The following is a 20,921-nucleotide window of genomic DNA, read 5'->3' on the forward strand; positions in this document are numbered from 1 at the left end:
AAGTCGGGAAAGATTTTAACAGGAGGTTTATATGACCAGAATTAGTAAGGGCGGTATTAGCCGCCGAGCCCTTTTAGGAGCGACTGCTGCAGGGGCTGCGACGCTTTCAATGCCAGCTATTTTGCGGGCGGATGAAAGATCTTTGAAAGTAGGGGTGTATGGCGGTTACTTTAAAAAGTCGTTTGATAAGCATATTTTCCCGGAATTTACGAAAGCCACCGGTATTGCTGTAACGTCGGTTGCCGAGCCAACCGGTGAAGCCTGGCTGGTTCAATTGGAGCAGGCGGCGCGGGCAAAACGGGCCCCGGCGGATGTTTCCATGATGTCTCAGGTCGCAATGCTGAAAGGACAATCACGAGATCTTTGGACGGCGCTGGATCTCAACAAAATCCCGAATAGTGCAAATCTGCTGGATACCGCGATTAACAAATATGAGGATGGCCGGGTTTCCGGAGTAGGCGCGGTTGCCTGGTATATTAATCTGGTGTCAAATACCAAGGTTATTCCAAACGAACCAACATCATGGGCTGAGATGTGGGATCCCTCTCATAAAGATCAGCTTGGTCTGCTCGCGCTGGTTTCAAATTCTTTCCTGCTGGAAGTGACTGCGAAAACCTTTATGGGCGGAACCAATGTGCTGGACACGGAAGAAGGTATTCTCAAGGCGCTGGATAAACTTGCTGAATTAAAAGATAACGTCAGGCTCTGGTACCGGGATGAAGCTCAGTTTGAACAGGGGCTTAAAACCGGCGAAATTCCAATGGGCCAGTATTACCATGATGTAACCGGGCTTGCGATTGCAGATGGGCATCCTGTTCGGTCAACCTTCCCTAAAGAAGGTGGCATTCTTGATTCTGGAAGTTGGGCATTGTCGCGGGCTTCTGACAAGACAGAAGAGGCGCATATCTTTATGGACTTTATGTCTCAGCCTTCCGTGCAAGGTCTGATGTCTTTGAAGGTTGGTACAGCACCAACCGTTAAACGGTCTTTGTTGACCCTGACAGATGAAGAGTTTGCCAGCGTGTCTTCAGAAATTGATCCGATTATTCCGCGGTACGATATGTATCAGAGTAAATCAGATTGGCTTAACCAGAAATGGACTGAACTGATCGTTGGTTAATCAATCTGCTTTTGAGTATGATTTGGAAGTTTAAGCGTTGGCTGCCGGCATGCCGGCAGTCATCATTTTGTATCTGTTGGAGCGAGGCGACCGTTAATGTCCGGATTGACCTTAAGTAATTTGCGAAAAGAATTCGGCTCGTTTGTTGCCGTCGATAATGTCGAGCTTTCAATCCCGCAAGGAAGCTTTGTCTGTCTGTTAGGTCCGTCTGGATGTGGTAAAACGACCCTTCTTCGCATGATTGCGGGTCTGGAACGACAAACCGGTGGTCAGATTTTGATGGATGGTGAGGATATTACGGGTATCCCGACCCATAAAAGGGAACTGGGGATGGTTTTCCAGTCTCTGGCTCTTTTTCCGCATTTGACGGTGGCAGAAAATATCGCTTATGCCCTCCGTATTCGAGGGGCTTCAAAGGCGGAACAAATCGCAAGGGCGGAAGAGCTTTTGGATCTTATCCATCTGCCGGGTTACGGCGATCGCGCCGTGTCGCAGCTATCCGGCGGGCAAAGGCAGCGAGTGGCCATTGCCCGGGCTCTTGCCTTGTCCCCCAAACTTTTTCTGCTGGATGAACCTCTTTCGGCCCTGGATGCGAAGCTCCGCGAAGAGATGCAGGTTGAACTTCGCCAGTTGCAGCAAAAACTCGGTATTACAACAATTGTTGTCACCCATGATCAACGAGAGGCCATGACGATGGCGGATCTTGTGGTTGTGATGGGAGAGGGGCGTATTCGGCAAGCAGCAAAGCCTGTGGAGATTTACCGTCAGCCCGCTGACACTTTCGTTGCAGATTTTATCGGAGCAACCAATTTGCTGCCCGTTCGTAAAGGGGCAGACAATACAGCTGTTTTTGGAAATCAGCAGATTCCTGGTATCGACATATCAGCGGCTGGTGAAAATCTGACCCTGTCTGTGCGTCCGGAGGAATTGCAGATTGTAAAATCCGGACAGTCGGAATTGAAAGGAACGGTCTCTTTTGTTCGTGATCTTGGCGCAACCATTGAGACATTCGTTGAGGTTGAAGGGGAAATCCTTACCTCGGTTACCTCACCCAGAGAACGGGTTTCTGTGTCGGTCGGGGAAGAGGTCGGCCTGCATCTTCCGCCGGAACACTGTGTGGTGCTGACCCGATGAGGCAGGAAAAACCGCAATCCATTCGCGACTATGGGCCTTTGCTTTATCCTGCACTGATGCTGATTATCTTTTTCGTTATTCCCTTTGGAACAATGATAGCGGTCAGTTTTTTTCAACGGGATGTCGGAGGTTTCTATTCTGTCGATTTTGTCTTGAGCAATTACGAACGGTTCCTAAGCCTGTTCTTCGGAAAAGTTCTTGGCTTTTCATTGATGCTTGCCGTACTGGTTGCCATTTCCTGCGTTATTCTTGCCTTTCCGTTTACGTTTCTGTTGACCCGCTGTCGCCGGAACGTCCAGATATGCTGGCTAGTCGGTATCCTGTCCATTTTGTCCTTATCTGAAGTGATTATCGGGTTTTCATGGTCGACATTGTTTTCCAAAACGGCGGGACTGACCAATATTCTGGTAACCTTGGGGATCATGGATCAAGCGAAATCCCTTTATCCAAGTTTTGGCGCCGTTTTAACGGCAATGATTTATCAGGCGCTACCCTATACAATTCTGGTTTTGTACCCGTCGCTGGTTCGTTTTGACATGGCCTTTCTGGAAGCGGCTAAAACAATGGGGGCGTCACCAATAAGGGCGTTTTTGAACGTTATGGTGCCCGTTCAGCGGAACACAATTCTTGCGACACTGATTATGGTCTTTGTGTTTGCTCTTGGCTCATATCTGTTGCCTCAGATACTGGGCAGGCCACAGCATTGGACGCTTTCGGTCCTGATTACGGATCAGGCAATCTATCAATCCAACATGCCGTTTGCAGCGGCGATGGCTGTTTTCTTGGTATTGATGTCTTTGGGATTGGTTGGATTGACGTTGCTTATTGGCCGTAGAGAGCGGCAGGTCTCATGAATAAAATTTTGACCTTCATATATTTTGCCGCAGTTGCCTTTTTCCTGCTGTTGCCTGTGATTGTCGTTGTCGGTGTTTCATTTAACGAAAAACAATCACTGACCTTTCCACCCGTTGGCTTTTCCTGGGACTGGTATTTTGAGATATTTACGGATGCAGAATGGCGGTCCGCATTGATCAATTCCTTGGTTCTTGCAACATTTTCTGCGGCCGTGGCAGTTTCTGTGGCGCTTCCTCTATCCTGGTTTTTGTATCGACGGTACGCCCCCTGGGCAAATGTCTTCAGGTTGCTTGGTGTCGCGCCTTTTATTCTTCCTCCGGTCATCACGGCGCTTGGATTTTTAACTTTTTGGGCCACAACAGGCGCGTATGGAGAGCCTTGGACAGCGATCCTAAGTCACGGTATTTTCTTTGTAACACTGCCACTGGTAACAATAACTCTGGGGTTTTCGTCGATTGAATCTTCATTGGTCGAGGCCGCATCCACCATGGGGGCCAGTGAACGAACGATTTTTCGAACCATCATATTGCCGTTGATCCTGCCATATTTGATTTCCGGGTTTGCCTTTACGTTCGTTTTGTCGCTGAACGAATATATTGTCGCTTACATGACCGTTGGTTTCACAATGGAAACCTTGCCGATCAAGATATTTAATGCCTTGCGGTATGGGTATACGCCGACAATGGCTTCTGTCTCGGTCTTGTTTGTTGTGGTGGCGGCTGTCGTTTTCGGATTGATTGCAAAATTTGGCGACCTTCCGAAATTGCTCGGTAATATGTCTGGGGAGGATAAGTGATGCGTCTTGCGGTTTATCAAATGCAGGCGGGCCTTGCGAATATTGACAGAAACCTTGAAAAAATTGAGGACGCGGCACGGACTGCGGCCGGGAACAACGCAGATCTGTTGGTAACACCGGAATTGTCGTTGTCTGGATATGGCGCCGGCGATCAGATGAAGTCTTTGGCCATGAACGCCAGCGGGGCCCCTTTAAAGGCGTTACAAAGAATTTCATCCGCGCATGACATTGCGCTGATTGCCGGTTTTCCAGAATTGTCAGGCAATAACGTTTATAACAGTACCGCATTCGTTGATGGTCAAAAAGAACCTATCATATACCGTAAATCCCACTTGTACGGTGACTATGAAAAATCTTTGTTTACGGCAGAGGAGCCAAAAACTGTCAAAGCCGTTTTGAACGGGATCGTGATCGGAATGCTGATCTGTTACGATGTCGAGTTTCCTGAAAATGTTCGCCGATTGGCGTTGGCTGGTGTGGAACTGGTTCTTGTACCAACGGCACTGCCTGCCGGAGACTATAGTTCCTTCATAGCGCGAAAACTTGTCCCGACACGTGCGTTTGAAAATCAGGTGACGCTGGCCTATGCCAATCATTCCGGTAATGATGGCGCATTTGAGTATCAAGGGCAGTCGGTTATTGTTGGCGCGGATGGCACCCTGCTGGCCGAGGGGGTGCAACATGACGAAGCCCTTTTATATGCAGAGGTAGATCCTGCACAATATGAAAGCTCGAAACAACAGAACAGCTATCTGGCGGACTTGGAAATCGTTAGTTCGAAACGGCACTCTTAATAAAATCCGTGGCCTCCGGGTTGGCAAGGGAAGATAAATCTCCAGGATCTTCCTCGAGGTAGATTGATCGAATAACCCGCCTCATTGTTTTCATGCTTCGTGTTTTTGGAAGCGCTTTTGAAAAATGAATTTCCCGCGGGGAAAAGGGTTTTCCCACACGTTCTGCAACAATCGCGCTGAGGCTCTTTTTCAAGGTATCGCTCGGTTCAACTGTGGGCTTAAGAACGCAAAAACAGACGACGGCGACCCCTTTGATATCGTCGGGGACTGCAATTGCAGCCGCGTCAGACAGGTTGGTATTTTCCATCAGCGCGCCTTCAATTTCTGGCGGCCCAACCCGCTTACCCGCTACATTGATGGTATCATCAGAGCGCCCATGAATATGCCAGGTCCCATCTTCATTCTGATGGGCCCAGTCTCCATGATGCCAAATATCGTCAAACGTCGACCAGTAAGTTTTCAGATAACGATCATTGTCTTTCCATAACCCCATAGTGAGGCCCATCGGCGGATTAGTCACAACCAACTCGCCGACCTCGCCTTTTTCTGCTTCACTCCCATCGGCTCTTAGAACCTTAGCGCCAACCCCCAGATTTTGGGTCGAGAATCCGCAAGGTGGGATCGCATGTAAAACGGTGGAGGTTAAAATAGCACCGACTAATTCCGTTCCGCCCGACATATTCAGGGGGACCGCTCTATTCTTACAGATTTTATCCTTCATCCAATGCCAGTCCTCGGGCGTCCAAGCTTCTCCGGTTGAGGGGACAATTCTTAGAGACGATAAATCAAGTGTTTCGAGAGGGGTCGGGTCGAGTGTCATTAACTGCCGAACAACGGTAGGGGCAATCCCCATATGGGTAATCTTTAACGCCTCGACCAACCTGAGTATTCTAAAGGGGTCTTCTGCATAGGTAGGCGCCCCTTCCGCCAGAATAACAGTGGCACCAACCAAAGAAGAACAGATCAGCGTTAATGGCCCCATGACCCATCCCATATCAGTCATCCAGATATGGCGGTCGTCTTTCTTTATGTCCAGACACAAGGTGAAATCTGCTGCTGTTTTTGCGAGAATACCCAGATGATTTTGCACGACGCCTTTAGGCTTGCCTGTGGTCCCGGAAGTATAGGCAACAAATAAGGGGTCTTTGGATGTCATGGAAACGGGCGGGAACGTGGCCGGCTGGTTTTCAAGGCTTTCCTGCCAGTCGATGAATTTTGAATGGGATGGCAGCGCGTCGCCTGTTCTTGTAAGGCACATCACCGTATGCACAGTGTCAGATTGGTCAATGGCGGCCTTGATATTCTCGGCCATGTGGACTTTACGCCCCCCTCGAATTGTAGAGGTGGCCGTAACCACAGCCTTCACAGAAGCATCCTGAAGGCGAAGTGCAATAGCAGGGGCCGCGAAACCTGAAAATAAGGGAATTGCAATCGCACCCATGCGGGCAATGGCCATGAAAGACGCCGCCATTTCCGGTATCATCGGCATATAGATGGCAACCGTATCCCCCTTTTTTATGCCTCGTTTTTTTAGTGCGTTTGAAATTCTGCAGCATTCTTCAGAATATTCTTCGTAACTCCAGACACGTCTGTTGCCAGCTTCATCAACGGCTTCAATCGCCGGTTTTTTCCAAACCTCTAAATGCTGATGTCGGTCAAGACAGGTTTTTGTAAGGTTAAGCGTTCCGCCAACGCACCAATCGACAAACTGAGGTCCGTTTGTTGCGTCGCGTATAACAGAATATGGCGTGTCAAATTCGATACCTTGCCATTTTATGAGGGTATTCCAAAACCAATCCGGATCAGAGTTGGATTTTTCGAGTAGCTCTTCATAGGTGTTGATGTCATGCTCGTCCAAGAAGCGTTTTAGATTACTACCGTCCTGAATGTGTTTCGGAGGCAAAAAATAGCTTTGTTCGTGCATCGGCGGGTCCTAGGATTAGTTTCTTATGTTATATTTTGTCCTTGAATAGAAATGATAGAATATCGGAGCGGTGGCAAAAAGAAAAAAATGGGTCGATTTTTAGAAGACTGTTAATGTTTTAGTTTAGTTATATGACTATGTAAAAATGATACCCAGTGTTTAGGCGTGGTATAGATGCAAACTTTGTCAGATATTGAAATAGCCTTGATCGATGCTTTAGAGCATGCATCCGAAGCATTCGTTATTTTCGACAAAGACGGACGATTGGTTCTTTGTAACGGGAGCTACAGAGAGCTGTATGGCTATACGGAGGAGCAGACCAAGCCCGGAACCCATGTCAGATCTTTGTTTCAGCTGGATTTGAAAAACGGAAATGTTTTGGAAGAACTGAAAGAAGTTTCTCCAGAAGATTATATCTCTCTCAGAACAAAATACAGCGCTCGTCATAATTGGGTGTTTGAATATCCATTGGCGAATGGCAGGTGGATTTCCATTAGTGAGCGCTATACTTCTTCTGGCGGTATTGTCAGTATTCAACGAGATGTCACCAAACAAAAAGATATCGAAAATAAGCTGCAACGTGGAAACGCTATTTTCGGTGCAGCGTTTGATGCGGATAATAACGCCAGATCCATCACCGTTCTGGCTACGGGGGCATTCCTGGACGTCAATAAAGCCTGGTGTGAGCAAAATAGACTGAAGCGGGAAGATGTTATTGGACGAACCGCGATAGAGCTTAAAATCTGGGGTGAGAATGGGAAGCGAGATGAAGTCATCCAGCAGGTATTGGCCAAAAAATCCGGAGGCTCGTATTCAACAACGATTGACCACAAAGAGCACGGATTACGGTATTACGACCTGAATTGGAAGGTGATCGTTGTTGATGGTGAAGAGTGCCTGTTTCTGGCGGCCAATGACGTTACTGAAGTCAAGCTTGCTGAATTCGCCAAACAGGAGAGCGAGCAGCTGTTTCGTTTGGTCTTTGAAAATGCGCCAGTGGGGTTGGCTCTTTATGAGAAAAGAACTCATATCCTCAGCCTTGCAAATCAGCGTTATAAAGATATATCGGGCTTGGATGTGAAGCCAGGGGAGGACGTCGACTGGGAGTCAGTGACCCACCCTGACGACATAGCAAAAGATCGTCATTTATATGAAAACTTCATCAAAGGGAAAATTGACAGTTATCGCACGGAAAAACGAATTATTCATCCTGATGGATCCATTCGCAGGGTGCGGATTGATATTGTTGCGGCCAAAAAAGGTGGGGGGAGTAAGGCAGATCAGCATCTGGCGATGCTGACTGACGTTACAGAACAAAAAGATGCGGAGCTGGCATTGGCCGTTAGTCGGGATAGGTTTTCGGACTTCAATAAATCCGGCAGCGACTGGTACTGGGAAATGGATAGGGATATGCGATACACCTATATGTCTCCCGTCGTTTTCAAAAGTACAGGCCGTCATGATTATGAGTATGTTGGCAGCGGATATTTGGATTTCAGGATTGAAGACGAAAACTTGCAACAGGGCGATGAGTTATTACTGAAGAGTTTTGAGAGCCTGAAAAGTTTTCGGGATATCGTTGTCTATCGGCGGAACAAACTCACTAAGAAAAAGATCTGGTTGAAAGTTAGTGGAACGCCGTTCTTTGGTGAAAACGGCGAACTTATGGGATTTCGCGGATTATCTGAAAATATAACTGAAGAAGTTGAGTTAGAGGAAAAATTGCAGCAATCCCAAAAGATGGAGGCCGTAGGGCAACTGACGGGTGGGATTGCGCATGACTTCAATAATCTGCTCGCCGTGATTCAAGGCAATGCGGAGCTTGCCCGTGAAATGCTGGAGGAAAACGAGCCCGTCGATGTTGAAAAAATGAACGCCATCCTGCGGGCTGCGCAACGAGGAGCCGAACTGACTCAAAGCATGCTTGCCTTCTCTAGAAAACAGTCTTTGTCACCGATTGTGCTGCATCTGGATCGTCAGGTTTCCAGTCTTATTGAAATGATAAATCGGACGCTTGGTGAAACCATCCATATTGAAACAATATTCGAACAGGATTTGTGGCCCTGCTTGGCAGACAGCGGGAAGGTAGAGAATGCACTGTTGAATCTTTGTATCAATGCTCGGGATGCTATGCCGCAAGGCGGTATCATTACGATCAAACTTTGCAATGAAACCATCGGTGACGAGGATCTTGCAGAAATCGGCATCGCAACGCCGGGCAAATATGTGTCCCTGGCTGTATGTGATACGGGAAGTGGTATTGCCCCTGAAGAAATCAGTCGTGTTTTCGAGCCCTTTTATACAACGAAAGAAATTGGCCAGGGAACGGGGTTGGGCCTTAGTATGGTTTACGGGTTTGCTCAACAATCTGGAGGGCATGTCACGGTCGATTCCAAACTGGGTGAAGGGACAATTGTCACCCTGTATCTGCCCTGCAAGGAAGACACTGTCCTTTAAGTTGGTTTCGTTTTCTCCGAATATGAAGGGCAACATGAACCTTATTAACGCAAATTGTTGATTCTTTTAAGCGCATAGGTGTTTGTGAAGCGCCCTTGCTTATTTTTGCCATCCCCCAAAATTTATGAACAAAATCAGTGGGTCTTTTTGATTTCACTTTATGCCGTCTCAATTTCATTTGACATTCATAGTTATTTCATATTTTCTTCACTTTCTTTCGTGGTGAAAATAACATCACAGGGTGTTAAACGGGACGGGACGGTTCATGTCGACAGACTTTGATATCTTCATTATTGGTGGCGGGATAAATGGGTGCGGGATTGCACGCGATGCTGTTGGTAGAGGATATTCTGTCGCATTATGCGAAATGAACGATCTTGCGAGTGGGACCTCTTCTGGGTCGACGAAGCTTATTCATGGTGGCCTGCGGTATCTGGAGCATTACGAATTTCGACTTGTCCGTGAAGCATTGAGCGAGCGAGAAATCCTCTGGAAAATGGCGCCCCATATCATCTGGCCTCTCAGGTTTGTTTTGCCTCACCATTCTGGATTGCGGCCAGCCTGGCTGCTTCGTCTGGGCTTGTTCCTGTATGATCATATTGGCGGCCGAAAAAAATTGCCGGCAACCCAAACGCTTGATTTGCAAAAGACCAGTGTTGGCGAGCCGTTAAAATCTCAATTTGTCAAAGGTTTCGAATATTCGGATTGCTGGGTAAACGACGCTCGACTTGTGGTGTTAAACGCGCAGGATGCGTCGGCGCGCGGGGCTCGATTGGAAACGCGGACAAAATGTATTGAAGCCCGCAGAGAAGATGGTATCTGGCACATTAAAACACTGAATCTGAAAACGCAGGAAGTGACGTCGACGACTGCAAAACTGTTGATCAATGCTTCTGGTCCGTGGGTGGATGACGTCCTTGGTACGTCTGTTGGGGACAATGACGCGAAAAATGTTCGGCTGGTTCAGGGAAGTCATGTGGTTGTCCCAAGAATGTTCGAACATGACCGCTGCTACATCTTCCAGAACGAAGACAATCGCATCATTTTCGCTATACCATATGAGCAGAATTACACACTGATCGGCACAACGGATCAGGACTTTAAAGGCGATATCAACGACATTAAGATTTCTGAGGAAGAAACGGTTTACCTGTGCGACGCAGCTAGCGAGTATTTCAAAAAGCCGGTCAAAGTCGAAGATGTTGTCTGGACCTATTCAGGGGTTCGGCCCCTATATGACGATGGCGCCTCAAAGGCTCAGGAGGCGACGCGTGACTATGTGTTGCGGCAAGATGGTTCATCCGGGGATGCCCCTCTTTTAAATGTATTCGGCGGTAAGATCACAACCTATCGCCGTTTAGCGGAATCCATGTTGGACAAAATCGAAGCCTGTCTTGGAAAAAAGGGAAAAGCCTGGACCGAACATTCAACGCTTCCGGGCGGAGAGTTCGCGGCAGAGCAGTTTGACCAAATGGTAAATAATGTTACGCTAAAGCACGCCTTTATTTCAGAAGATTTGGCCTGGCGCTATGTGCGTTCTTACGGGACCAAAGTTGACACGCTTTTAGACGGTGTCACCTCTCAGGAAATGATGGGCCGGGATTTTGGTGCCGGTTTGTATGAGTGTGAAGTGCGTTACTTGATTAAAAATGAGTGGGCGATGACGGCAGACGATATCGTTTGGCGGCGAAGCAAGCTTGGTATCAGGATGAGCAAAGAGCAAATCGCTGGCTTGGATCAGTGGATCGCAGAAAATACGTAATAAGCCCTAATGCAGGGCTCACGTCGGGTGTGAAATGTTAGAATTGAAGAATGTCAGCAAGAAAGTGGGGACGGACTATCACATTCGTGATGTGTCCATGACACTTGAGAAGGGATCACTAAACGTTCTTCTCGGCCCCACTCTTTCGGGCAAAACGACCCTAATGCGATTGATGGCGGGACTGGACAAACCAACAGACGGTGACATCCGGGTTGCTGGAAAGTCCGTTGTCGGGGTTCCCGTGCAAAAACGCAATGTTGCGATGGTTTATCAGCAGTTTATCAATTATCCTGCGATGACTGTTTATGAGAATATCGCCTCTCCGATGCGTATCGCTGGTAAAGATGCGGCAGAAATTGATCGGCGGGTTCGTCATGCAGCAGATATGATGAAACTGGGCGACTATCTGGATAGAACCCCGCTTAATCTCTCGGGTGGGCAGCAACAGAGAACCGCACTGGCGCGTGCGTTGGTCAAAGATGCTGAACTGGTTCTGCTGGATGAGCCGCTGGCAAATCTGGACTATAAGTTGCGGGAAGAACTGCGGATTGAATTGCCGCGCGTTTTTGCAGAAACGGGTGCGATTTTTGTCTATGCGACAACCGAGCCGCACGAAGCCCTGCTTTTGGGTGGAAGTACTGCAACATTGTCTGAGGGCCGTGTTACACAGTTTGGGCAGACAATTTCCGTTCATAATCGCCCGGTCGATTTAAAAACCGCGCAGACTTTTTCTGATCCTCCTCTCAATCTTTTGGAAATGACCAAGACGGAAAAGGGCTTTTCCTTTGATGGACAAACCGTTGCTGTTGAAGGTGAATTGGCACAGTTGCCAGACGGTACCTTTATGGTCGGGGTCCGCCCTCACCATATGGCGCTGGCGCCAGAGGCTGACGGCTCCATGGTTGTTGATGCAACTGTTGCGACCTCGGAAATTACCGGATCCGAGAGTTTTATCCATGCGGAGAAAAATGGAAGTCGTTGGGTGGCTTTGACCCACGGCGTACACCGCGTGAACACGGGGGACCCGATAAAACTTTTCCTCGACCCGCATTCCTTCTTTGTATTCGGCCACGACGGTAAACTTGTCGCGGCCCCTTCTGATCCTGAAGGAGCGTAACCGATATGGCGAGAATAACGCTTGATAAATTGGCTCATTCTTATTTGCCAAATCCAAAATCTGAAAATGATTTTGCGTTAAAAGAAATTGATCACGTCTGGGATGATGGTGGTGCCTATGCGTTGCTTGGCCCGTCTGGCTGCGGCAAGACGACTTTGCTAAATATCATTTCCGGTTTGTTAGTGCCATCAAAAGGCAACATTTTATTCGGTGATCAGAATGTAACGCGCTTGCAGCCGGAACAGCGCAATATTGCGCAGGTTTTCCAGTTCCCTGTTGTTTACGATACGATGACGGTTGCTGAAAATCTGGCCTTTCCACTCCTGAACCGGAATGTGGCTAAAGACGAAGTTTCGCGGCGGGTTGCTGAAATGATTGAAATCCTCGATCTCGGGGATAAAGCCAACCGACGGGCTGAAGGATTAACTGCTGACGATAAACAGAAAATCTCTTTGGGCCGGGGGCTGGTGCGCTATGACGTGAACGCAATCCTGTTCGACGAGCCTTTGACAGTTATCGATCCTCACATGAAGTGGCAGCTTCGAACAAAGCTGAAAGAGCTGCACCGTCAGTTTGAACATACGATGATCTATGTCACCCATGATCAGACTGAAGCGCTGACATTTGCTGACAAAGTTGTGGTTATGTATGACGGTGAAGTGGTTCAGATTGGTACCCCGGAAGAATTGTTCGATGAGCCAGCCCATACTTTCGTTGGTTATTTCATCGGCTCGCCAGGTATGAATGTTCTTCCGGCTGAGATCAATGGACGCACCGCTCAAATTAAGGGGCATTCAATTCCACTGTCGAAAGGGTATTCGGATACCAGCGGTGTGATGGAGTTGGGTATTCGGCCAGAATTTGTTGCAATTTCTGCAGACACTGACGGGCTTCCTGTGCAAGTGGATGCGGTGGAAGATATCGGCCGATACAAAATTGTCCGGGGCAAGGTCGACGGACAGGCAATTGATGCGGTGCTGCCTGAGGGGGCAACGGTTCCGGCCCATCTAACGGTCAAATTTCAAACCGATAAGATAAATATTTATAAAGATTCTCACCTTGTAAGAGGGGAGGTTTAATCATGGAAAAACCGATTAATAATAAAGCGTGGTTCCTTGTTGCTCCTGTTTTCTTTCTGGTGGCAATAAGTGCGATTATCCCGCTAATGACAGTGGTGAATTATTCCGTTCAGGATACGTTCGGGAATAACCAGTTCTTCTGGGCTGGAACTGAATGGTTTTCCGAGGTTCTTCATTCAGAACGGTTCTGGGATGCGCTGGGTCGCAATCTTGCTTTTTCTTTCACTATTCTGGCGATCGAAATTCCGCTAGGGATCATGATTGCCCTGACCATGCCCAAAAAAGGGATCTGGGTTCCGGTCTGCCTTGTTCTTATGGCGTTGCCACTTCTTATCCCGTGGAACGTTGTTGGAACCATCTGGCAGGTTTTTGGCCGGGCAGACATTGGCCTTCTGGGATATACCCTTGCCGCACTTGGAATTGATTACAATTATGCAAGTAATGCCGTTGACGCTTGGGTTACGATCATTGTGATGGATGTCTGGCATTGGACGAGTCTGGTTGTCTTACTGAGTTATGCCGGCCTGGTTTCGATTCCTGAGGCATATTATCAGGCGGCCCGCATTGATGGTGCGTCCAAATGGAAGGTCTTTCGTTACATCCAGTTGCCAAAGATGAACCGGGTGCTGCTGATCGCCGTTCTGCTGCGCTTCATGGACAGTTTCATGATTTATACCGAACCGTTTGTTTTGACAGGGGGCGGGCCAGGAAATTCCACGACCTTCCTCTCGATCGACTTGGTGAAAATGGCAATTGGTCAGTTTGATCTTGGTCCGGCGGCGGCCATGTCGATCGTCTACTTCCTGATCATCCTGCTTCTTTCGTGGGTGTTCTACACCGTGATGACCAACTATGGCTCAGACGCCCCTGAAAAAGGAGTGCAGGACTGATGACTAAGACTGCAAACATGAAGTGGCTCGTGCCAACAATCTACATCACGTTCCTGATGTTACCGATCTATTGGCTTGTTAATATGAGCTTTAAGACAAATCAGGAAATTCTGTCGACTTTTACATTGTTCCCAGAGGATTTCACCTTCCGGAACTATGAAGTCATCCTGACCGATCCAAGCTGGTATAATGGCTATATCAACTCCATGATCTATGTGGGGTTGAATACGGTGATTGCGGTCGCTGTTGCGTTGCCGGCGGCCTATGCTTTTTCGCGTTATAAATTCCTGGGCGACAAGCATTTGTTTTTCTGGTTGCTGACCAACAGAATGGCTCCGCCAGCTGTTTTCGCCTTGCCCTTTTTTCAGCTGTATTCGGCCTTCGGGTTAATCGATACCCACATTGCAGTTGCACTGGCTCATTGCCTGTTTAACGTGCCGCTGGCGGTCTGGATCCTTGAAGGCTTCATGTCCGGCGTTCCTAAGGAAATTGACGAAACCGCCTATATTGATGGCTATTCATTTCCACGCTTTTTCGTCAAGATTTTCATGCCTCTTACTGCGTCAGGCATTGGTGTTGCGGCGTTCTTCTGCTTCATGTTCTCATGGGTTGAACTGTTGCTGGCAAGAACGCTGACAGTGACCGATGCGAAACCGATCACAGCAACGATGACACGGACAGTCTCGGCGTCAGGTTTGGATTGGGGCGTTTTGGCCGCTGCCGGTGTGTTGACAATCATTCCCGGTGCGCTGGTCATCTACTTTGTTCGAAACTATATCGCCAAGGGCTTTGCCCTGGGCCGCGTTTAGGGAGGGCTGCAGACAATGAATTTTGCATGGATGGCATGGACAATGCCGACGGCCCTGTTCTACGGAACGATTGTCTTTCTGCTTCTGGCGATGGCGGTTTGGGAATATGCGAAACCGGGTGGAAGCCCGCGGGTTGGTATTCTCCGCTTTGAAACGACACGAGGCGATCGTTTGTTTTTATCACTGCTCGGCAGTGCCTTTATTCACCTTGCTTGGTTGGGGCTCGTTGGCCCTGATCTTTGGTGGGCACTTGGATTATCTCTGCTTTACGCCATAGGCGTGTTTAGGTGGGTGTAGTTCAAGAACTTCGTCAGGAGATGCACTCATTGTGTCTCTTATAATCAGCATTAACTCCAGGGAGGAATGAAATGCGAAATTACTTACTTGCAACGACAACGGCTGTCGGGCTTGTCTTTGCTGTTGGATCTGCACATGCAGATATGGCAGCAGCAGAAAAGTTCCTGAAAGACGAAATCAAGGGTTTATCGTCACTTTCAGAAGCTGAACAAAAAGCAGAAATGAAATGGTTCGTAGAAGCTTCCGAAGCTTTCAAGGGCATGGAAATCAAGGTCGTTTCTGAAACAATCGGGACCCATGAATATGAAGCTAAGGTTCTCGCGCCTGCCTTCACTGCGATCACTGGCATTAAAGTAACACATGACCTCATCGGCGAAGGTGATGTTGTTGAAAAACTGCAAACACAGATGCAGTCCGGTGAGAATATCTATGACGGGTACATCAACGATTCCGATCTGATCGGAACGCATTGGCGTTATCAGCAGGCACGCAATCTGACAGACTGGATGTCTGGTGAAGGTAAAGACGTTACCTCTCCGTCACTTGACCTTAAGGACTTTGTGGGTATCTCTTTCACAACAGGTCCTGATGGAAAACTCTATCAGTTGCCAGATCAGCAGTTCGCAAACCTTTACTGGTTCCGGTATGACTGGTTTAACGACGAAAAGAACAAAGCCGACTTTAAAGCGAAATACGGCTACGATCTTGGCGTTCCTGTAAACTGGTCTGCGTATGAAGACATCGCGGAATTCTTTACGGGCCGCGAAATTGATGGTCAAAAAGTATATGGCCACATGGACTATGGTAAAAAAGATCCATCTTTGGGTTGGCGCTTCACGGATGCATGGCTTTCAATGGCTGGCAACGGCGACAAAGGGGAGCCAAATGGTCTTCCAGTTGATGAATGGGGTATTCGGGTTAACGAAAAAAGCCAGCCTGTTGGTTCTTGCGTTGCCCGTGGTGGTGATACAAACGGACCAGCATCTGTCTACGCCATTGAAAAATACATCGATTGGTTGACGAAATATGCGCCACCTGAAGCCGCTGGTATGGTCTTCGGTGAAGCCGGCCCGGTTCCAGCACAGGGTGCAATTGCACAGCAGATGTTCTGGTATACAGCCTTTACCGCCGACATGGTTAAAGATGGTATTCCAGTTGTAAACGCTGACGGAACACCAAAATGGCGGATGGCGCCTTCACCACGTGGTGCGTATTGGGAAGAAGGCCAGAAGCTTGGTTATCAGGATGCCGGTTCTTGGACACTGATGAAATCAACACCTGTTGATCGTGCAAAAGCAGCTTGGCTGTATGCTCAGTTCGTAACGTCCAAAACAGTTGACGTGAAGAAATCTCATGTTGGTTTGACATTCATTCGCGAGTCTACCATTCAGCATGAAAGCTTTACAGAACGGGCTCCTAAACTGGGTGGTTTGATCGAATTCTATCGTTCACCTGCTCGTGTTCAGTGGTCGCCAACGGGTACCAATGTTCCTGATTATCCAAAACTTGCACAGTTGTGGTGGCAGAATATTGGTGACGCGTCTTCAGGTGCAAAAACACCTCAGGAAGCAATGGATGCTCTTTGTGCAGCACAGGAAAAGGTTCTTGCCCGTCTGGAACGCGCCGGCGTTCAGGGTGACCTCGGTCCTAAACTGAATGAAGAAAAAGATCCTGGTTACTGGCTCAGCCAGCCAGGTGCGCCAAAAGCGAAACTGGCCAATGAAAAACCAAAACCGGTAACCGTCGATTATGACGAGCTGGTAAAAAGCTGGCAGAAATAATCTGTTCACGTACTTTTTACGAAAGAGCCGGGTTTTCCCGGCTCTTTTTTTGTGCGAATTTGGCAATTCGTTGGAATTGGGTTTTCCTGAATAGGGAAAGCTGCTAAAGCCTTTGGCCTGTATTGAACAAAGGAAAAAGATCGTTTATGTCAGCCCCAGCAAATAGTGCCGCCGAGACAATTCAGGACCTCAAAGATGCGTTTATGTTCCTGGAAGAATGGACGGATCGTTACGGATATTTGATTGATCTGGGAAAGAAACTTCCTTCTTTTCCAGAAGAATTGCGTGTTGATGAAAACCTGATGGAGGGGTGTCAATCACAGGTTTGGCTGGTATCACATATGAAAGAAGGACGCCTTCAGATCTTGGCGGTTAGCGATGCCATGATTGTAAGCGGGCTGATCGGACTTCTTCTCTCGGTTTATCACAATCGGACACCCGAAGAGATCTTGGCAACCGATCCCGCGTTTCTGCAGGAACTGGGATTAAACCAGCATCTATCGCCTTCACGGAGCAACGGTTTATTTTCAATGGTTAAAACCATTATGGCGGCAGCGAAACAACATTCGGCTTAAGTAGAAAAACACTGTCTTTCCTCCCGTCTCAAGGCAGTGTAGCATATCTCCAAAATCAAGAATAAGCGGCCTGCGTGTCGCAGTTGGAGGAATATGTCTATTCAGCGTCTACTGATTGCCAATCGGGGTGAAATCGCCCTGCGCATTGCCCGCACTGCTCATTCTCTTGGCATGACCTGCATTGGAATTTACCCAGAGGATGATCTTTCTTCTCTACATGTTAAACGCATCGCGAATATTGAGTGCATAGCCGGTGTTGGGCCAGCGGCTTACCTTGATATCGAACAGATTATTCTGGCCGCAAAAAGATGTCAGGCGGATGCCATTCATCCGGGATATGGTTTTCTAAGTGAAAACCCGGTTTTCGCGGCCCGTTGTGCTGAGGAAGGGATCCTGTTCGTTGGGCCGGATCAGGCCAGTTTGTCCGCTCTTGCTGATAAAAGTGCTGCGCGAGCCTTGGCAATAAAACATTCGGTTCCTGTTCTTGCTGGAACAAATGAAGCGACAACGATAGAGCAGGCGACCTCCTTTTTCGAAGAGCTGAAAGACGGCAGTCAATTGTTTATCAAGGCGCTGGCGGGCGGCGGCGGTCGGGGTATGCGTCTGGTCGATGATATCTCGCAAATTCCGGAAGCCTTTGAAAGTGCCGCGGCAGAGGCAAAGGCTGCTTTTGGCGATGACCGGCTCTATGTAGAGCGATGCATGACTGCTGCCCGGCATATTGAAATTCAGATCGTGGGCGATGGTGATACTGTTATTCATCTGCACGAGCGGGACTGTTCGTTGCAACGCCGAAATCAGAAAGTTCTAGAAATTGCGCCTGCGCCTCATCTTCCTACACACTTGAAAGCTTCGCTATGCGAGGCGGCATTAACACTGGCCAACGCTGTTGACTATAAAGGTTTGGGAACGTTCGAGTTTCTGGTTTCCATGACCGATGAAACCTTTGCGTTTATGGAAGCAAATCCCCGAATTCAGGTGGAGCATACAATCACAGAGGAAATCCTGGATTTGGATCTGGTGGCGCTTCAACTGCAAATTGCCGGGGGGAAGAGCCTGGCAGCGCTGGGCGTCCGTCAGAATGACCTGGTGGTGAAAGGCTATTCCGTGCAGGCCCGCATTAATGCAGAGACATTGGACGCGGACGGGTCGGTCAAGCCGTCGGGCGGGCAAATCAGTTATTACGAAGTGCCGCAGGGGCGCGGAATTCGCATGGATGGTGCTGCCTATTCTGGATGGCAGGTCAACCCGCGTTATGACAGCATGATTTCGAAATTGATCGTTTCCAATTCGCGGGCGGATTATCCTCAGATATTGAGAGATCTCACCCTTGCGTTACAGGCCTATCGGATTGGGGGTGTTCAAACCAGTCTGTCTTTTATGAGGGCTTTGGCTTGCAATGAAACTGTCAAAAAGGGTCGGCTAACAACCCGGTTTATTGATCAAAATATCGAGGCTATCCTGAAAACGGTTCAGGCTGATGAGAATGAAATGGTTTCAGCGCCTGACCAGTCACAATCTGGCACGGATGCAACGCCTGTGAGGGCGGTCTCTATTCAGTCTCACCTGATGGGAACCGTGGTCGATATTATGGTCGCCTCTGGTGAAGAAGTCGCCAAAGGCCAAGTGGTCGCTGTTCTTGAGGCCATGAAAATGGAGCATCAGGTAATCTCCAGTCATACAGGGATCGTTGTCGGTGTACCGGTTGCTATTGGCCAGACGGTTCTTGAGCAGGCCGCCATTTTACATTTAGAGCCAAGAGAGATTGAAATTGACCATAGTAAGCAGGAACAAACCGTCGATCCTGATTTCATCCGCCCTGATTTAAAAGCTTTACTGGATCGGCAGGCCGCAGTTCTGGACGATGCACGCAGTGAAGCGGTTGGAAAACGGCATGCAAAAGGAAAGCGGACAATTCGGGAGAATATTGATCAGCTTATTGATCCGGGAAGTTTGTCTGAATATGGCAGTTTGAACGTGGCGGCCCAAAGATCCCGGCATAGTGTTGAGACGCTTGAAAAAATAAGTCCGGCAGATGGTATGGTTGCGGGCACCGCCAGCATTAATGGCGATCATTTTGATGAAGAGCACTCTGCCGCTGTTGTTCTGGGATACGACTATATGGTCTTTGCCGGAACGCAGGGTGTCATGAACCATAAGAAAACTGACAGGCTTTTGCACCTTGCTGAGGCACGGAAGCTGCCTATTGTATTTTATGGGGAGGGAGGCGGCGGACGCCCCGGTGACGTGGATATCAACGCGGCATCCACCCTTGATGTGCCAACTTTTCAGACCTATGCGCGCTTGTCCGGGCTGGTCCCTCGGATCGGTGTGGCTTCGGGACGATGTTTCGCTGGAAACGCAGCCCTTATGGGGGTGAGTGATATTCTGATCGCAACGGAAGATACATCTATTGGCATGGGGGGGCCTGCAATGATTGAAGGCGGCGGTCTTGGCGTGTATACGCCAGAAGAAGTGGGCCCCGTTTCTGTTCAGGCGCCCAACGGCGTTATTGACGTGGTTGTTAAAGACGAGCAGGAGGCAACAGAAGTTGCCCGCAAGGCATTGTCTTATTTTCAAGGAACAATTGGGGATTTTGAAGTTGCTGATCAGCGTCTGCTGCGGGCTTCTATCCCTGAAAACAGGCTGCGGGTCTATGACATACGGTCAGTAATTGAAATTCTGGCGGATAAAGGATCTGTTCTGGAGTTGCGGCGGGATTTTGCTAAAGGCATGATTACCGCGTTCATTCGTCTTGAAGGCCGACCCGTTGGTCTGATCGCAAATAATCCAATGCATTTGGGCGGGGCAATTGATGCGGACGGCTCTGAAAAAGCCGCCCGTCATATTCAGCTTTGCGATGCATTTGATATTCCTATCCTGACTTTGTGTGACACCCCTGGATTTATGGTGGGCCCGGATGCTGAGAAAACCGCGTTGGTTCGTAAAACGGCCCGGCTGTTTGTCGCCGCGGGAAGCGCCACCGTCCCGTTTTTCACGGTAATTTTGCGTAAAGGGTATGGATTGGGCGCGCAAGCTATGGGCGGTGGTTCAATGCATGCGCCTTTTGCTTGTTTCTCTTGGCCAACCGGTGAAATGGGACCGATGGGTTTGGAAGGGGCTGTCAGGCTCGGCTACAAAAAGGAACTCGCTGCGATTGAGGATATGGAAGAGCGAGAGCACTTGTTCCGTACTATGGTGGACGAGGCATATTTGCGCGGAAAGGCAGTGAATGCGGCGGCCTTTATGGAAATAGATGATGTCATAGATCCGGCGGATACACGCCAGCGTCTCTTGCTGGCACTGCAAGCGGCGGCGCTTCCAACCCGGGGAAAAGGAAGGAAGCGCACATTCGTGGACACCTGGTAAGGGGGCAGGGGAACGCCGCCTTACAACAGGAAAATCAAAGCCACTGATATCAAGCCGCCTTTTTATCGTTGGTCGGCGAGGGATGCACCGATCATCGGCCTGATATAAGGTATATAGGGCGTGGCGGACGCCAGTTAAATCTACATCTTTTCAACTTTGATC

Annotated in this window: 16 protein-coding genes; 15 read left to right on the plus strand and 1 reads right to left on the minus strand. The window is 48.8% G+C overall.

What is annotated here, in order from left to right; genetic code table 11:
• Nucleotides 1-31 precede the first annotated feature (31 nt).
• From OIR97_RS04660 to OIR97_RS04680, 5 genes are all read left to right on the plus strand, one after another.
• Entirely contained in the window at nucleotides 32-1,120 is a 1,089-nt protein-coding gene (locus OIR97_RS04660) for an ABC transporter substrate-binding protein (RefSeq protein WP_169544431.1), read from the plus strand.
• Between the two features lie 96 nt (nucleotides 1,121-1,216).
• Entirely contained in the window at nucleotides 1,217-2,254 is a 1,038-nt protein-coding gene (locus OIR97_RS04665) for an ABC transporter ATP-binding protein (protein WP_169544432.1), read from the plus strand.
• Nucleotides 2,251-3,108 carry an ABC transporter permease gene (locus OIR97_RS04670; RefSeq protein ID WP_169544433.1) on the plus strand — a complete coding sequence of 286 codons (858 nt, stop codon included), beginning with the start codon at nucleotides 2,251-2,253 and terminating at the stop codon, nucleotides 3,106-3,108. Before OIR97_RS04665 ends, OIR97_RS04670 begins: the two co-directional genes overlap by 4 nt.
• Nucleotides 3,105-3,905: an ABC transporter permease gene (locus tag OIR97_RS04675; RefSeq protein WP_169544434.1), complete on the plus strand. Its 801-nt coding sequence runs from the start codon at nucleotides 3,105-3,107 to the stop codon at nucleotides 3,903-3,905. Before OIR97_RS04670 ends, OIR97_RS04675 begins: the two co-directional genes overlap by 4 nt.
• The gene (locus OIR97_RS04680) at nucleotides 3,902-4,699 is read left to right on the plus strand and encodes a nitrilase-related carbon-nitrogen hydrolase (RefSeq protein WP_169544435.1); all 798 of its coding nucleotides are present in this window, start codon (nucleotides 3,902-3,904) and stop codon (nucleotides 4,697-4,699) included. Before OIR97_RS04675 ends, OIR97_RS04680 begins: the two co-directional genes overlap by 4 nt.
• Here the strand turns inward: OIR97_RS04680 and OIR97_RS04685 are convergent.
• Nucleotides 4,677-6,623, minus strand: coding sequence for an AMP-binding protein (locus tag OIR97_RS04685; RefSeq protein WP_169544436.1), 1,947 nt, complete (start codon nucleotides 6,621-6,623; stop codon nucleotides 4,677-4,679). The genes OIR97_RS04680 and OIR97_RS04685 overlap by 23 nt on opposite strands.
• A 174-nt stretch (nucleotides 6,624-6,797) precedes the next feature.
• Between OIR97_RS04685 and OIR97_RS04690 the strand changes: the two genes are divergently transcribed.
• The 10 genes from OIR97_RS04690 (at nucleotide 6,798) to OIR97_RS04735 (ending at nucleotide 20,759) form a co-directional block, all read left to right on the plus strand.
• Nucleotides 6,798-9,080: a PAS domain S-box protein gene (locus OIR97_RS04690; RefSeq protein WP_169544437.1), complete on the plus strand. Its 2,283-nt coding sequence runs from the start codon at nucleotides 6,798-6,800 to the stop codon at nucleotides 9,078-9,080.
• A 265-nt stretch (nucleotides 9,081-9,345) separates the two neighbouring features.
• Complete coding sequence (glpD, locus tag OIR97_RS04695) at nucleotides 9,346-10,842, plus strand: glycerol-3-phosphate dehydrogenase (protein WP_169544438.1); 1,497 nt, start codon at nucleotides 9,346-9,348, stop codon at nucleotides 10,840-10,842.
• Between the two features lie 34 nt (nucleotides 10,843-10,876).
• On the plus strand, nucleotides 10,877-11,959 hold the full coding sequence (locus OIR97_RS04700; protein ID WP_169544439.1) for an ABC transporter ATP-binding protein: 1,083 nt from the start codon (nucleotides 10,877-10,879) through the stop codon (nucleotides 11,957-11,959).
• Between the two features lie 5 nt (nucleotides 11,960-11,964).
• Nucleotides 11,965-13,038, plus strand: coding sequence for an ABC transporter ATP-binding protein (locus OIR97_RS04705; RefSeq protein ID WP_169544440.1), 1,074 nt, complete (start codon nucleotides 11,965-11,967; stop codon nucleotides 13,036-13,038).
• 2 nt (nucleotides 13,039-13,040) lie between these two features.
• Entirely contained in the window at nucleotides 13,041-13,928 is an 888-nt protein-coding gene (locus OIR97_RS04710) for a carbohydrate ABC transporter permease (protein WP_169544441.1), read from the plus strand.
• A complete protein-coding gene (locus tag OIR97_RS04715; protein ID WP_169544442.1) occupies nucleotides 13,928-14,737 on the plus strand; it encodes a carbohydrate ABC transporter permease in 810 nt (269 codons plus the stop codon). The genes OIR97_RS04710 and OIR97_RS04715 overlap by 1 nt, the downstream gene beginning before the upstream one ends.
• A gap of 15 nt (nucleotides 14,738-14,752) precedes the next feature.
• A complete protein-coding gene (locus OIR97_RS04720) occupies nucleotides 14,753-15,034 on the plus strand; it encodes a DUF2160 domain-containing protein (RefSeq protein WP_169544443.1) in 282 nt (93 codons plus the stop codon).
• A gap of 71 nt (nucleotides 15,035-15,105) precedes the next feature.
• The gene (locus OIR97_RS04725; RefSeq protein WP_169544444.1) at nucleotides 15,106-16,815 is read left to right on the plus strand and encodes an ABC transporter substrate-binding protein; all 1,710 of its coding nucleotides are present in this window, start codon (nucleotides 15,106-15,108) and stop codon (nucleotides 16,813-16,815) included.
• A gap of 146 nt (nucleotides 16,816-16,961) precedes the next feature.
• On the plus strand, nucleotides 16,962-17,390 hold the full coding sequence (locus OIR97_RS04730; RefSeq protein ID WP_169544445.1) for a SufE family protein: 429 nt from the start codon (nucleotides 16,962-16,964) through the stop codon (nucleotides 17,388-17,390).
• A 93-nt stretch (nucleotides 17,391-17,483) separates the two neighbouring features.
• Entirely contained in the window at nucleotides 17,484-20,759 is a 3,276-nt protein-coding gene (locus tag OIR97_RS04735; RefSeq protein WP_169544446.1) for an acetyl-CoA carboxylase family protein, read from the plus strand.
• The last annotated feature ends 162 nt before the right edge of the window (nucleotides 20,760-20,921 follow it).

Origin of the sequence: Sneathiella aquimaris (genome assembly GCF_026409565.1) — a bacterium.
GTDB classification, from domain to species: Bacteria; Pseudomonadota; Alphaproteobacteria; order Sneathiellales; family Sneathiellaceae; genus Sneathiella; species Sneathiella aquimaris.

What these genes read in the sequence shown, in the direction of transcription:
- OIR97_RS04660 (WP_169544431.1), top strand. Translation starts at nt 32, where the DNA reads ATGACCAGAATTAGTAAGGGCGGTATTAGCCGCCGAGCCCTTTTAGGA.
- OIR97_RS04665 (WP_169544432.1), top strand. Translation starts at nt 1,217, where the DNA reads ATGTCCGGATTGACCTTAAGTAATTTGCGAAAAGAATTCGGCTCGTTT.
- OIR97_RS04670 (WP_169544433.1), top strand. Translation starts at nt 2,251, where the DNA reads ATGAGGCAGGAAAAACCGCAATCCATTCGCGACTATGGGCCTTTGCTT.
- OIR97_RS04675 (WP_169544434.1), top strand. Translation starts at nt 3,105, where the DNA reads ATGAATAAAATTTTGACCTTCATATATTTTGCCGCAGTTGCCTTTTTC.
- OIR97_RS04685 (WP_169544436.1), bottom strand. Translation starts at nt 6,623, where the DNA reads ATGCACGAACAAAGCTATTTTTTGCCTCCGAAACACATTCAGGACGGT.
- OIR97_RS04690 (WP_169544437.1), top strand. Translation starts at nt 6,798, where the DNA reads ATGCAAACTTTGTCAGATATTGAAATAGCCTTGATCGATGCTTTAGAG.
- glpD (WP_169544438.1), top strand. Translation starts at nt 9,346, where the DNA reads ATGTCGACAGACTTTGATATCTTCATTATTGGTGGCGGGATAAATGGG.
- OIR97_RS04700 (WP_169544439.1), top strand. Translation starts at nt 10,877, where the DNA reads ATGTTAGAATTGAAGAATGTCAGCAAGAAAGTGGGGACGGACTATCAC.
- OIR97_RS04705 (WP_169544440.1), top strand. Translation starts at nt 11,965, where the DNA reads ATGGCGAGAATAACGCTTGATAAATTGGCTCATTCTTATTTGCCAAAT.
- OIR97_RS04710 (WP_169544441.1), top strand. Translation starts at nt 13,041, where the DNA reads ATGGAAAAACCGATTAATAATAAAGCGTGGTTCCTTGTTGCTCCTGTT.
- OIR97_RS04715 (WP_169544442.1), top strand. Translation starts at nt 13,928, where the DNA reads ATGACTAAGACTGCAAACATGAAGTGGCTCGTGCCAACAATCTACATC.
- OIR97_RS04720 (WP_169544443.1), top strand. Translation starts at nt 14,753, where the DNA reads ATGAATTTTGCATGGATGGCATGGACAATGCCGACGGCCCTGTTCTAC.
- OIR97_RS04725 (WP_169544444.1), top strand. Translation starts at nt 15,106, where the DNA reads ATGCGAAATTACTTACTTGCAACGACAACGGCTGTCGGGCTTGTCTTT.
- OIR97_RS04730 (WP_169544445.1), top strand. Translation starts at nt 16,962, where the DNA reads ATGTCAGCCCCAGCAAATAGTGCCGCCGAGACAATTCAGGACCTCAAA.
- OIR97_RS04735 (WP_169544446.1), top strand. Translation starts at nt 17,484, where the DNA reads ATGTCTATTCAGCGTCTACTGATTGCCAATCGGGGTGAAATCGCCCTG.